At 40.7% G+C, this 15,112-nt stretch carries 7 protein-coding genes; 4 read left to right on the top strand and 3 right to left on the bottom strand.

Annotated features, from left to right (window positions below):
- Positions 1–141 precede the first annotated feature (141 nt).
- Positions 142–1,338: a 1-deoxy-D-xylulose-5-phosphate reductoisomerase gene (locus NWP25_RS11665; protein WP_280651674.1), complete on the bottom strand. Its 1,197-nt coding sequence runs from the start codon at positions 1,336–1,338 to the stop codon at positions 142–144.
- A gap of 215 nt (positions 1,339–1,553) precedes the next feature.
- Here NWP25_RS11665 and NWP25_RS11660 point away from each other — a divergent pair, with 215 nt between their 5' ends.
- Positions 1,554–2,990 (top strand): DUF2079 domain-containing protein, encoded by a 1,437-nt coding sequence (locus NWP25_RS11660; RefSeq protein ID WP_280699463.1) that lies wholly within the window; start codon positions 1,554–1,556, stop codon positions 2,988–2,990.
- 20 nt (positions 2,991–3,010) lie between these two features.
- On the opposite strand, the gene NWP25_RS11655 is transcribed toward NWP25_RS11660, so the two are convergent.
- Positions 3,011–4,561 carry an ArnT family glycosyltransferase gene (locus NWP25_RS11655; RefSeq protein ID WP_280656914.1) on the bottom strand — a complete coding sequence of 517 codons (1,551 nt, stop codon included), beginning with the start codon at positions 4,559–4,561 and terminating at the stop codon, positions 3,011–3,013.
- 785 nt (positions 4,562–5,346) lie between these two features.
- Between NWP25_RS11655 and NWP25_RS11650 the strand changes: the two genes are divergently transcribed.
- Entirely contained in the window at positions 5,347–6,255 is a 909-nt protein-coding gene (locus NWP25_RS11650) for a polysaccharide deacetylase family protein (RefSeq protein ID WP_280651677.1), read from the top strand.
- Positions 6,256–6,323: 68 nt separating this feature from the next.
- On the opposite strand, the gene gltB is transcribed toward NWP25_RS11650, so the two are convergent.
- Positions 6,324–11,006, bottom strand: a complete 4,683-nt coding sequence (gene gltB, locus NWP25_RS11645; RefSeq protein WP_280651678.1) for a glutamate synthase large subunit — start codon at positions 11,004–11,006, stop codon at positions 6,324–6,326.
- 875 nt (positions 11,007–11,881) lie between these two features.
- Between gltB and NWP25_RS11640 the strand changes: the two genes are divergently transcribed.
- Positions 11,882–13,849: a phosphodiester glycosidase family protein gene (locus NWP25_RS11640; protein ID WP_280699460.1), complete on the top strand. Its 1,968-nt coding sequence runs from the start codon at positions 11,882–11,884 to the stop codon at positions 13,847–13,849.
- Between the two features lie 280 nt (positions 13,850–14,129).
- Complete coding sequence (locus tag NWP25_RS11635) at positions 14,130–14,549, top strand: cupin domain-containing protein (RefSeq protein ID WP_280651680.1); 420 nt, start codon at positions 14,130–14,132, stop codon at positions 14,547–14,549.
- The last annotated feature ends 563 nt before the right edge of the window (positions 14,550–15,112 follow it).

The following is a 15,112-nucleotide window of genomic DNA, read 5'->3' as shown; positions in this document are numbered from 1 at the left end:
AACAAGTTTATTTTTTTTATCAATTGTTAAACAAATAATAAAATTTATTTATATAAAAATAAGTGAAATATGACAGAAGACCAGTGAGGACGTTTTCTAGAAATAACCGTCCTCACTCATGTTTTTGGACTATGGAGTTATTTAATGCAGGGAAATTACCTGGGAAAGAGATTCTAACTTGTTAGCTGCGATTAAAACTTCTTGCCTTGCCCATTTATCTGCTGCCAAAATGTCATCTAAAGAAGGATTTGTACAGTTATGATTTTGATGGCGATCGCACACAATTTCGATACATCGAGGAATATCTAAAAATTGAATTTTCTCTTCTAAAAACAAAGCCACCAACTGTTCATTAGCAGCATTTAAGACAGCTGGCATGGATCCCCCAGCCCGACCAGCAGCATAAGCCAAGCGCATACAAGGATACTTTTGGTGATCTGGTTCACGGAAGGTTAAATTACCAGCTTTGACCAAATCAAGCCTTTCCCAGTTTGAGCGGATGCGCTCAGGCCAAGATAAAGCATAGAGTAAAGGCAAGCGCATATCAGGCCAACCGAGTTGAGCTAAAACAGATGTATCTTGTAACTCAATCAGCGAGTGAATAATGCTCTGGGGATGAATAACAATATCAATGTGTTCATAATCCAAGCCAAAGAGAAAGTGAGCCTCAATCACCTCTAATCCCTTGTTCATTAAAGTAGCCGAGTCTACAGTGATTTTCCGCCCCATTGACCAATTAGGGTGCTTGAGAGCATCAGCAACTTTGACCTGTGCTAACTTTTCTACATCCCAATCTCGGAAAGCCCCACCAGAAGCAGTGAGCAAAATTCGCCGTAAGCCACCCTTGGGAACACCTTGAAGACACTGAAATATTGCTGAATGCTCGGAGTCAGCCGGTAAAAGCTTGACACCATGTTTCTCTACTAGAGGAAGAACTACGGGGCCACCAGCAATTAAAGTTTCTTTGTTCGCTAAGGCGATATCCTTACCAGCTTCAATAGCAGCGATAGTCGGTAATAAACCAGCACAACCCACAATACCCGTGACAACAGTTTCAGCATCACCATAACGGGCGACTTCTATCACTCCAGAAATACCAGCTAGTAAAATCGGTTGCGGATCAAGGTCTTGAATAGCTGCTTGGAGTTCTGGTAATTTCTCCTCAGCAGAAATCGCCGCTACACTCGGTCGAAACTGCCGAATTTGAGCCGCCAACATTTCCACATTGCTCCCAGCCGCCAATCCCACAATCCGAAACTGGTGTGGGTACTGAGTGACGATATCTAAAGTTTGAGTACCTATTGAGCCAGTAGAACCTACAAGAGTAATAGCTTTCACAATTGCTTTAAAATTTACAGACAACTTCTAGTTTGACACTCTCTTGCACCACATTGGGGATCATTCTGAGACTAAACATCACCGCTTTTGGTTTTGTTCATAAATACCTAAAACATTTGCAGCTAAATTGTGAGATAATACCTCGAATTATAGTTTGGGTAATGTTAGGTATTCATTACCAATATCCAGATAGTTAATTATATTTATTGATGAGAATGTTGACTAAAAAAAGTTTTTTAGTGGGATGGAAAAAATATTTTATTCAACCTGGTGTTCTTGGTTGGATGATTGGTGTGAGTATTTTAGTACTATTTATTTCTAGTAGTTTACGTCATTTCTTATTTCAATCAAATGCTCTTGATTTAGCAATTTTCGACCAATGGGTATATCTAACCAGTCAAGGGTTACCACCTATTTCATCTATATTTGGTTTTCACATGGTTGGAGATCATGCTGCTTTTATTCTATATCTTATTGCTTTGCCGTATAAAATTTATCCTGACGTCCATTGGTTGTTTGCAATTCAAGCCATCGCTCTAGCGTTAGGATGTTTACCTATATATGCCTTGAGTTTACAAACTGGTTTATCCGTCCCTTATGGGCGAGCCATAGCTTTGTCTTACTTGCTTTATCCTGCCTTATTTAATATTAACTTTTTTACTGACTTTCGCCCAGAATCCATTGCAGTTCCGGCAATACTATGGGCAATGTGGGCAGCAATTACAAGCAAAACTAGACAGTTGATTATAGCTACTAGTTTAGTTTTAATTTGCAAAGATAGTTTAAGTTTAACTGTTATTGCTTTCGGAATTTGGTTGTGGTTATGCCAACATCGACGTATGTATGGAATCGGTTGTATTGTAGCAGGTACAATTTGGTATTTATTGACCGTTGGTTATCTTGTTCCTCTGCTACGAGGTGGTCAACCTGGGGGGGTTGTATTTTATAGTTCTTTTGGTAATTCCCCTAAGGAAATTATCTGGAATTTTATCAATAATCCCGGATTAATTTTAGGAAAATTATTTTTACCTGATACACTGTTTTATTATTTCCTACTCCTATTACCAGTAATTATTGGATTACATTGGCGAAAATCAATGGTTTTATTGCCTGGGCTGCCAATGTTATTCCTGAATATTATTTCTGATTATTGGGCACAACGAGATTTAATTCATCATTATTCTCTACCAATTTTCCCATTTATTATTGTCTGGCTATTGCAATCCATTGAAGAGTATCAACAAGAAAAAAAAAGACATTGGTTACAACCTCGTATTTTAATAACCTGGGCTGTTATTATGTTTTTACTGTTAGCTAAGTATGAATTTTTTATCACTCGCTATTTATCAAATATACCAAATCTTAAATTTCTACATACTGCCGTTAGCTTGATACCAACTCAAGCCAGTGTTATCACAACCTCCAGAATTGCTCCTCATTTGAGCCAGCGAGAAAATATCCAGCTAATTAATAAAAACTCCAATGCTCTACAAATAACAGAGCAACAATTTGATTATGTTATGTTGGATTTAAATTTCAGTGAAAACAAAGACCCTGAATTTAATCCTCACTTAGTCACTGAACTCAAAACTAGCCAAGGATTCAATTTGTTATATCACAATGGTGATGTTTACTTATTCAATAAACCATAAATCTAAAAAAACTTAAAAAGTTAATTTATTTTTGGCAAAATTAGGGTAAAACCTTCAGACACACCTATAATCTTCCTGTTATAAAAATTCATATTTGCTAAAGTTTTACTATCCAATAGTAAATAAGATTTATCTAACAACATTTGTGGTAAAACCGTGATATCTGCTGGGATGACTTGACAATCACAGTAAAAATCTAAACTGGGGCGACCATAAGCAAAAGAAGTGTAAATTTTAGTTCCCGGTGCAACATGGGAGCGAATTAATGTAGCTACTGGTTTAACGGGAAAAGCTTCGTTTAACTCCCAAATCCAGAATTGGGAACTCATTAATAGTCCTAAAACTAGATACATCCCCGCAAAGAGTACAGGAATAAACAGGCGATGGCGTTGTTTAACTAGCCATGCTGCTGTACCCATACTAATTGCTAAAACTAGACTCATGATTATTAAAATATACTGAGGATCAACAAAGGCAAAATAAATACATCCTCCTAAACCCGCCATAGCTATAGTAGCTAACAATACCGCCCAATATTTGTTAATTAAATGGCGATGTTGCCAAACCTCACTAAGTTTCACCCCAACTGCCAAAGCTAAAAAGGGATAAACCGGCATGACATACCAGGGCAGTTTTGTTCTCATCACAGAAATGCTGACAAAATAAACAATTGTCCCCAGGAGAATTAGACGCGCCCAAGTAGTATGATGTTTTTTTGCCGCTAGATGTAAACTTGTCGGCACAAATATCAGCCAGGGACAACCATATTTAATTAACTCAATTAAATAATACCAAAGAGGTCCACTGTTACCTTCTACAGATTGAACAAGGCGGTTAAAGGTTTGTGACTGAAAATTAATTTGTAAGAAGTTCTCACCATAATGTTGCCATTGGGCAATGTACCATGCCAAAGGTGCACCAGTGCCGAACAACATTCCCGCCCAGAAATAGGGATTTTTCAACAAACTTAATTGTCCTTCAGCAATCAGGAACAAACAAGCGATGGCACCCAGCAACAAAACTAGCATTCCCTTAGTCAGAGTAATTAGCCCCAGACAAATACCCACACCCAGACCGTAATATTTATTTTGCCGTGCTTTTAGCAAGAAAAATAACATTAATAGAAAAAAAGAAATACTCGTGCCATCCAGCATGGCTAGTCTGCCATGACGGACTACAGGCAACATTGTCAAGTAAACCAAAGTTGCAAACACAGCTGGTAAATTTTGTTGAAAAACTAAACCTCCCACTAAGTACAGTATGGGTACTCCCAAGGCCGTCAATACTGCACCCGGTAAACGTGTTGTCCACTCGTTAACTCCTCCTAAGGAGTAAGCCCAAGCAATTAGTAAGTGGAGCAGCGGGGGTTTGTTGTGGTAAGGTTCATCTCCCAAGGTGGGGTACAGCCAACCCATAGAACCAAGTGGAGCACGCCAAATTTCACGGGCAACTTGTGCTACAGTGCCTTCATCCCAATCCCGTAAAGGTAAGTTTCCCAAAAATATTAGCCAGAGAATCAGAGATCCCACCAGGAAGCTAAACAGCCATTCTTTTGCAGTGAATGGACGCATATCTAAAATTAGAATAACTTTTGGACAATGACCTGATAATAATGTTCTCATCCCTCAGGCTTAAGCCTATGGCATTTTGCTTCTTGCTTGATACCCAACTAACTAAACTAGTATTCCTACTATTTGTTAGTGCGAGTTAATAAGCATTTTTTAGCGCTGTACACCCTACAGCACTAAAACTACAATTGATAATGTATTATTCAGAATTAAGTTATTAGTATTATTGGCAAGTAAAAATGTTCAAAAACTTAGAATAAGTTTAGCACAGGTAGCTCAAGCATCACCATACATAAAATAACTGAGATGGTGATCACAATCATTATAAATAAATAAGTAAAAAGTATAGAGATTAACGACTTAGTTAAGCTGAACAATGGGAAACTATATACAGTTCATTATCGTCCGTCTACTTTATAGCAGACAAACGGTGACAATCATTACCCCAGAAATTTAACTTTTTCTTAAGTAAGAACAATAGTAACAACTATTGTTATCAAATTTTTTGGGATAGATAACCTACACCAAAAAAATAACTGCTTTGTAGATATAGGTTTTAGTGTTAAATATTTACATATATTATATGGCTATTTTTTATCGAAAAATAGATTATTTAGGTTACAGTTGCAAATTTATCAGCCATAATCTACATTTTCAGTTTCTGTTAAGCTGTATCCAAAAATTCTGGATACCAGTAAAAATATCTGTATCTAATATTTAGAAAAAAGTGTGCTACAAAGTGCCGTCAGAACCATGATTAATGGTTCTACCCTTGAAGGAGCTATGAAGTGGAAAATAATAAGTCGTTTCTTTGGCCGCAAGGAATATTAATTGCTTTACTTGGGTTGAGTGCTACTTTTAGCCTTGGCTTAATGTTACTCATCAGACCCAATACCTCTGAGGTACAGAGTAAAGTAAGTATAAATGTAAAGAATTTGTTGGTTGCTAAAGTTGGCACTCAGCAGCGGGTTGAGAGATTAAAGGCGACTATGCTTACTAGTTGGTTGCAAGAAGCCAACGCAAAGGGTTTTGTGTCTGCTGCACCAGCACGGTTTGAAGGTGAAACCATTAAGTCCCTGAAACTTAATCAAGGTAAAAAAGTAATTGCTTTGACCTTTGATGATGGACCTTGGCCAAACACCACTTCACAAACCTTGGACATTCTTAAAAAAAATAATGTCAAAGGGACATTTTTTGTCGTAGGAAGGAATGTAAAGAATTATCCCAATGAAGTAAAGCGGTTGATTGCTGAAGGTCACGCTATTGGTAATCATACTTGGCATCATTGGTATCATTATATGAATCCCAAGGTGGCTGCCTACGAAGTTTCTCACACAACAGACCTTATTTTTAAAACTACTGGCGTTAAAACAAATTTGTTTCGACCGCCAGGGGGAATTATGCACAATGGAGTTTCTGCTTACGCAAAAAATAGTCAGTATGCCATCATCATGTGGTCATCTGATTCATTAGACTATTCGCTTCCCAGTGTCCCAAAATTAATCGATAATGTTTTTAGGAACGCAGAACCTGGTGGTATTGTGTTACTGCACGATGGTGGTGGTAATCGTTCCCAAACAGTGCAAGCTCTACCGGAAATTATTAGTAGGTTTCGCAAGCAAGGTTACAGTTTTGTCACTGTTCCAGAACTTTTAGCAATGAAAGATCAGGAGCAAGCAAAGATTAAAGGCAAATAAAAATTCATAATAAAACTGAGACCCCCGACTTTTGATCAAAAGTCAGGGGTCTTGAGTACCTTATGCTTTTAAACCGAACTCAACTGTTTTAGAGAAACAGTTTCGGGATTTGCTTCTGCACTATTAGCTTCAGAAGGTGGAACCAATTGCCAGAACTTGGGCAAATATTCTTGCCAGTTTTCCAGAATCATTTTCGCTTTTGGTGAACCAGTGCGATCGCTATGAGTTCTAATTAATTCTTGCAATTGTTTGGCACCAGCCGCCGTTATGACTCGTTGGATTTTGACAATTTCTGGATTAACTAATTCAGGTAATGAATTGTCTTCATCTAAAAAGTATGCCAATCCACCAGTCATACCCGCGCCGACGTTACGTCCTACTTTGCCGAGAACGACAATTACGCCTCCAGTCATATACTCGCAGCAGTGATCGCCAGCGCCTTCAATAACTGCTACACCTTTAGAGTTGCGGACAGCGAAGCGTTCTCCGGCTAAACCGTTGACAAATAATACTCCACCCGTAGAACCATAAAGACAAGTATTGCCAACTATCACATTTTGTCCGGGATCATAGGTGGCATCAGTTGGGGGTTTGATGATGATTTCACCACCGTGCATCCCCTTACCTACATAGTCGTTTGCTTCGCCTTCCAGTTTCAAAGTTATGCCTGGGAGGTTAAAAGCACCAAAGCTTTGACCCGCACTACCGTGGAAATGAAGATTAACTTGTCCTTCAAAACCACTATCACCATATTTCGACGCGATGACACCAGCTAACCTTGCGCCTACTGTTCTGTCGGTGTTGACTATAGGTAAGGTTTTGGTGACAGTGGATTGATTGCTAATAGCTCCTTGAATTTCAGGGTCAGCAAGCAATTCATCATCCAACACAGCACCGTTGCTGTGGACTTCTTCATGTAGCAACCAGCTACGATCATTTTTGGTATCTGGTAAATGAAGTAGGCAGTGGAGGTTGATGGCTTGGGTTTTGCTGACTTTTACTTTCTCGCGGAGCTTCAACAAATCCGCACGTCCAACAATTTCTAACAAAGAACGATAGCCCAGTCTTGCTAGTATGTGACGCACTTCTTCAGCGATAAAGTAGAAGAAGTTGACCACATGTTCGGGCATTCCTGTAAATCGCTTGCGAAGTTCTTCCCTTTGGGAAGCAACACCCACGGGGCAGTTATTGGTGTGGCAAATCCTCGCCATAATACAGCCTTCAGCAATCATGGCAATGGAACCAAAACCGAATTCTTCACTACCCATCAATGCCGCCATCACCACATCCCAACCGCTTTTTAGTCCGCCGTCTACACGCAAAATTACGCGATCGCGCAGCCCATTTTCCATCAATACACGATGCACTTCGCTTAAACCCAGTTCCCACGGTGAACCAGCGTGTTTAATAGAACTCAGTGGTGATGCTCCAGTACCACCATCATGACCGGATATCTGAATAATATCTGCGTTAGCTTTGGCTACACCAGCCGCAATAGTACCAATACCAATTTCCGCCACTAGCTTCACTGACACTTGAGCTTTGGGGTTAATTTGGTGTAGGTCAAAAATCAGCTGTGCTAAATCTTCAATGGAATAAATATCATGGTGCGGTGGCGGTGAAATTAATGTTACCCCCGGCTTTGAGCGCCTTAACATGGCAATGTAAGGACTAACTTTTGCCCCTGGTAGTTGTCCACCTTCCCCAGGTTTTGCACCTTGGGCAATTTTGATTTCAATTTGTTTGGCGCTGGTTAAATATTCTGGTGTTACCCCAAACCGTCCTGATGCAACTTGCTTGATGGCACTAGAAGCAGTATCACCATTTCGTAATCCATGTAAATGGGGTAGTGTGGTTGATTTACCAGCTGCGTCTACATTATTCAGCACTTCATAGCGCACTGGATCTTCCCCACCTTCCCCAGAGTTAGATTTTCCGCCAATACGGTTCATAGCGATCGCCAAAGTTTCATGGGCTTCTCGTGACAATGCACCTAAAGACATCCCGCCTGTGCAGAAACGTTTGACAATTTCGCTGACTGATTCTACTTCTTCTAGAGGAATTGGTGAGTCATCGCTTTGGAAGTCCAGCAAGTCACGCAAGGCTGTAATTGGTCGCCCTTGTAAATGCTGCTTGTAAACTTCATAGTGGTCGTATTGCTTCCCGTTTACCGCCTTATGTAGCACCTTAGCCAGTTCCGGGTTGTTCATGTGGTATTCGCCCTTGGGCAGACACTGAACAAAACCGAAATTTTGTAATTTCTTGGCGGTCAGTTCTGGAAAAGCTTTGCTATGGAATGACAGTACCTCTTGTGCCAATTCTGTCACACTCAAACCATCGATGCGGGAAGTTGTGCCACAGAATCCCAATGCTAATAAATCCCCACCGATACCAATGGCTTCAAAAATCTGTGCTGCTTGATAGCTGGAAAGCAAAGAAATTCCCATTTTAGAGAGAATTTTGAGTAAACCTGAGTTTACTGCTTGGCGATAATTGCCTAAAGCTTGCTCCATGGTCAGGGTAGGAATTTTACCCCGTTCCATAAACTTTTGCGTTTTGGGTTCCAACCACCAATCGCGGATGGTGTCCAAAGCTGTGTAAGGACAAACTGCGTCCACACCATAACCAATGAGACAAGCAAAGTGATGTGTACTCCAGCACTGGGCTGTGTTGACAATCAGTGAAGTTTTTGTTCGTAATCCTTGGCGAATCAGGTGATGATGTACAGCACCTGCCGCTAGTAAAGCAGGAATATAGGTATATTCCGCACTGATCCCATTTTCTGCTTCTAGGTCGGTTTGGCGCAGCTTATCCAACGGAGAATCGCTCAAAATCAAAATTTTCGCGCCTGCTTTGACAGATTCAGCAGCTTTTGCTTGTAAAGAATTTACGGCATCTTTCAAACCTTCTGGCCCCTTAGCAATGGGAAACAAGGTTGATAATTCCGCCGTAGCAAATCCTGATAACCGAATCGCCTCAAGTTCTGTTTCCATCAACACTGGCGATTCCAATTTCAATTTGCGGGCGTGTTCTGGCTTTACTTCCAATAAGTTACCCCGTTCCCCCAGTTCAACATTCAAGGACATGACCAACTTTTCCCGTAGGGGGTCAATAGCTGGATTTGTGACTTGAGCGAAACGCTGTTTAAAATAGTCATACAGCAGGTGGGGTTTTTCTGACAGCACCGCTAAAGGAATATCATCTCCCATGCAAAAAGTCGGTTCTTTACCCTCAACCGCCATTGGTTGAATCACCATTTCCACATCTTCTGTAGTGTAGCCAAAGGCTAATTGATTACGTAGTAAGGTTTCTTTGTCAATTCCGCTTGTGGAAGTATGACCCTTACCGTTACCGTTGACTAATGCTGACTGACTACTAACAAGATTTTTCAGCTCTTGGCGATATTCCTTGAGCCATTCGCCATAAGGATATTGTTTGGCAACTCGCTGCTTAATTTGCCAATTTTTCAGCACTTCATGGTTAACTAAATCCACGGCAATCATTTGTCCTGGGCCTAGTCTACCTTTTTCAATAATCTTGGCTTCCGGGAAATCAACTACCCCCGCTTCGGAAGCAACAACAATATAATCATCTTCGGTAATAACGTAACGTGCTGGTCTTAAACCATTACGGTCTAATGTTGCGCCAACCTTTTCACCATCACTAAATACTAGCAGCGCTGGGCCGTCCCATGCTTCTTGCAAACCACTGTAATATTCGTAGAAATCAACAATTTCTGGATATTTAGCTAAAGAAGGCTGATTTTGGTATGCCTCTGGTACCATCATCATTAAGGCTTCCAAGGGGCTACGTCCAGAACGTACCATTAATTCTAGGACGTTATCTAGAGTAGCTGAGTCACTGTTGTCAATATGAACTAAGGGTTTAAATTCATCGCAGCGATGGCCCCACACTGGATGATTGAGGTTCGCTTCTCTTGCCATCATCCAGTTAATGTTACCCAATAGGGTGTTAATTTCACCATTGTGACCCAACAACCGCATTGGTTGAGCCAGAGGCCACTTGGGCATTGTATTAGTACTAAAGCGACGGTGATAGACAGCAAAAGCGCTTTTGTATGCCGGATTTTTTAGATCAAGATAAAATTCTCCCAATATGGAAGAACGCACCATGCCTTTATAAACAATTGTGCGACTCGACAAGGAGCAAACATAAAACTCTTCCGAAATATTTTTGGTAGCTTTGAAAATTCTTCTGCGCGTAATATACAGTTGCCTTTCTAGTTCTTCACCAGTTTTATCAGCTGATGCTAGAAAAACTTGTTCTATTTGAGGTTGATTTTCTTTCGCTTTTATGCCGAGTACATTAGGTTGCACTGGTACTACTCGCCAACCCACCACAGTTAATTTTTCTTGTGCGGCTATTTCCTCGATTCTTGCCTTAATTTTTGCGACTACTTGGGGATCTTGCGGTAAAAAGAGCATTCCCACCGCTAATTTTCCAGGGTAATAGTCTGTTTGGAACAACTCCCAAGGTATAGCTGTCAATATTCCCGCACCATCACCAGAATCTTGGTCAGCGCTACAACCTCCCCTGTGTTCTAAACAGGTCAAAGCAGTTAAAGCCTTGGTCACAATTTCGTGGCTGGCATGATTCTGACGATGAGCAATAAAACCTACACCACAGGCATCTCGTTCTTCTACTAACCACCTTTGTCCTTGGTAGTTTTCCTGAGAGTTAATATCCAAAGTTTTCATTGTTTGTGATTGATGCATCGCTTGATTTTTCATAGCCTGTTCCTGAGATGGTTAGTCACAAATATTGCCAGTATTTGTGAGAAGAATTTGTTAGCCCTTTGACTACGGTCACGGCTAAAGTTGCTTCCCTGAAAGATACATAAACCAAAATTTAGGGAAAAATTTTAACTTCGGGTTGACTTTATTTTTTAACCGTGTTAAAATCATCTTATTTTTTTATACTTTATCTAATAACTCTGTGTTCGACAAATTACTTTTGCCCCCACAGCCTTTTATTGATATCCTCATAGCTCAACGTGGCCTTAGCCATAGCTACTTTTTTGCTCAATTCGCTGTTCACAGATTAAGATTAGCTTTCAAGTCAAACGTCTTTGGCTTACCCGTAACACAACTTAGTTTCCAAGGTCCAAATAATCCTGATTTATAGACAAAATCACCGTATTACAAAGTATATACATTTGACAATTCCTAGAAATGTCTTTTGTGTATATTTATTTTATGCTGATGATGTCATCTGTATCCCTAGCAGACATAGCTCACGACCTAAATAGCAACTATCAGTGACGATTAAACATTCTCAGCCAGCTTTCAGCACTCAAACTACTGAATATAGACTGACTATAACTAGTGATGGTTAAAACACTTAGTAAAAGTGCTTTTAGTGGTACAATTACTTTTTGAAGTTTACAAGGGATAGATACCCAGCTTATACAATATCACATTTTTGCAAAAATTAAATCACTATTTTTTAATATTTTTCGACAATAAGCTAGTTGCTGTAGTGATATGGCAAAGTGCAACATCCTCTGTTCTGAGTATAAAGCCAGTTTCTTCATTGCCCTATTGGAATCAACACTGTCCTCACCCATGTGACTAGGACTATATTGGTCAAAAGTACGTAGTAAGTTATGGTAAAAATATTAAATCCCCGCAGCAAAAAATATGACATATCTGTTGCCAAAAAGGCTCATCAAAGGTCATTTTGCTCCGTAGCGCCAATCATCCTAGCATTTGCTCTATTGTGCTTGTCTGCTGCCAAGACTACTAGTGCCGAAGAATCCCCCATTAACACCAAAACGCTAAATTTGATTGTCCAGCCACTCACCTCAAGGGCCAAAGCGTTAGCCTATGGTAACCAAATTATCCTCAATGGTCGCACCTTGTCAGGTGCTTGGTTACAGGAACTGGGAACAGACGGTCAGGTAAAAACACATCTGAGTGACGGGGCTTTGAGGCAGTTCATTGGTGTGGATTTTTTAAGTACTAACAATCCAGCCAGTCAACCAGTTGAATGGTTTTCCTCAGTTAATCAGCCAGTAGCTTTAGCTACTAAGCTGCTACAAGGGTATCGTTACGTCGATATTACAAATTTTGCCCAAAGAGCAGGATGGCAGTTACAAACAAATAATAATATCTTGGCCATCACTATTCCAAAAGCCCAAGTAAAAAATATTCGTCAAAGTCAGCGACTTTCTGGCCTAAGTAATCTTTCTTTGCAGTCGGCTCGCATTGTTTTAGATTTAGATCGTCCAGCCCCTTGGCAAGTTTCCCCAGGCTTACCCATAAACAGGGTTGAACCTGATACACCAAACACCCTAGCCAACAGAGAGTGGATAGTGGCTGTAGAAGGTATCCCCCATCCAGATTTAATCCAACGCTACCCACAGCCAACTGCTGATAGCTTCGCTGGCAAGAGGGCTACACCAGTGATTAGAAAATTGGAAGTAATCAATAATCGCACAATTATCAGTCTGAGTGTACCTTTTGGTATGTCTCCTCAAATCATTACTTTATCCAATCCTCATCGCTTGGTGATTGATCTTCGTGTTGATGCTCTGGTACAACGAGATATCACCTGGGCACCAGGATTACGTTGGCGACAGCAATTAATCAATTTAGGTACAGACCGCTTTCCTGTGGTTTGGTTAGATATTAATCCCCGCCAAGTGGGGCTAACCCTAAAACCCATTGGTACAGACCCCAACAGCCAAACGGGTATTACACCGCTAATTCAAATGGCACAGCAATATTCGGCTGTAGCAGCCATCAACGCTGGTTATTTTAACCGCAATAATAAGTTGCCCTTGGGGGCAATTCGTCGGGATGGTCAGTGGTTATCAGGGCCGATTCTCAACCGAGGAGCAATCGCTTGGAATGATTCTGGCGAATTTTACCTCGGTCGTCTCAGGTTGCAAGAAACTTTAATTGCTGCCAATAATCAGAGGTTACCCATTCCATTTCTCAACAGTGGCTACGTTCAGAATGGCATTGCTCGTTACACTCCCACTTGGGGAATTAGCTACACCCCTTTAACAGATAACGAAGTTGTTGTCATAGTCCAACAAGACCGAATTATCAATCAGTTAGCAGGTGGCAAAGCTGGTGGAACACCCATTCCTATTCCCCGGGATGGGTATCTCTTAACTTTACGTGCCAGTGCTACCACTGCTGCATCACAATTGCCTATTGGTACAGCAGTAAGCATTGTTAGTACCACTCATTCGGCTGAGTTCAACCGTTATCCCCACATCATAGGAGCCGGGCCGCTGTTGGTACAAAACAATCAAATTGTTCTTGATGCTGAAAGCGAAAAATTCAGTCCGGCTTTTATTAAACAAAGAGCTATTCGCAGTGGCATTTGCACAACAGCAGTCGGCTCTTTAATCATTGCCAGTATACACAATCGTGTGGGTGGTCTAGGCCCCACTTTGGCAGAACACGCCAAATTAATGAAAAATATTGGTTGTATCAATGCCCTCAATTTAGACGGTGGTAGTTCAACTAGCCTTTATTTGGGGGGGCAACTAATCGACCGTTCCCCGAATACTGGTGCTCGTGTTCACAACGGCATTGGAGTGTTCTTGCAACAACAGTAATTACACGGCTGGGAAGAGAGAGGGTGTTTTTCCTTTTTTTAATTAATCAGTAATGGTCAACCCTTTTTTAAAGTTAAGAATAAGTTGCTATTTGTTGAATGAAGACTTAGTATGGAAAAAGCAATTTTGCCAGTAATCCTTTACACCTTCAAGTTAAATTTTGTTATGATTACCGGGGAGCAAATAAATTAATGAGTTTTACCGTCGCAAAAATACGGCAAGATTTTCCATTAATGCTTAAGAGTAATGAAAGTTTGTTATGTCGATCAATGAGGTAAACATGGCTCAATTTCAAGAAACCACACAAACTAACACCCTGCCTCTACCCGTTGCGACCGCTAATAAAAGCATTACTGCAACTGAACTTCGTCCTTGGGGTTCTTTTACAGTTTTGGAAGAAGGGCGCGGATATAAGATTAAACGAATCGAAGTTAAGCCTGGACACCGCCTCAGTCTGCAAATGCACCATCACCGCAGTGAACACTGGATTGTTGTTTCTGGTACGGCTAGGGTAGTTTGTGGCGACCAAGAAATACTATTGAGTAATAATGAGTCAACCTATGTTCCACAATGTACGTCTCATCGTCTAGAGAATCCTGGTGTGATTCCCCTAGTCCTAATTGAAGTACAAAATGGCGAATACTTAGGTGAAGACGATATTATTCGCTACCAAGATGACTATGCCCGTAATGAAGTTTAAATCTGCCAGAGGGGTGCTCAGGCTGTAGTAATGACACAGCCAATATACTGAACTACTTCTGTAAAGCGTCTGAATAACATTCTCCCCTGCTAACCCCTTGCGTTGTGTAGCGGGAGATGAAAAAAATAGCTTGTTGAACCCAGACAACTTAACTTTTAATAGTTGGAGGCACTTTTTGGCTTTATGCCAGTGTTTAGGATTATTAACCGTATTACTTTCACTGTCTGTATAGAAATGGCTAAGTCCCACGGCAACAACAATGGTCTCACCATGGTGCAATCTTGCCGTAGCTATTCCTAAATGTTCAACTACCCCTGTCCTTGTCCACGGGAGATTTCATTTGTTTAAGGGTTATCTCGCTTTCAGCCCACAATCCATCTCACCACCGGCTGTTGTGGTGTGGCGCTACCATTCTCTTTTTTTTTAGGTAAATTATCAATAAACAAATAGGATAGAAAGTACTTAATCCAGCAGAAACTGCTATCTAGTCAAAATAAATAAAAAAAGGTTTTTGGTTCAGCGTGGTTTTTGTAGTTCGCCCTTCTGTAACATTTAAGATGGGG

The organism is Umezakia ovalisporum Ak1311 (genome assembly GCF_029891685.1).
GTDB classification, from domain to species: Bacteria; Cyanobacteriota; Cyanobacteriia; order Cyanobacteriales; family Nostocaceae; genus Umezakia; species Umezakia ovalisporum.
Note: the sequence above shows the minus strand (reverse complement) of the source record. Positions and strands in the feature narration are given on the sequence as shown.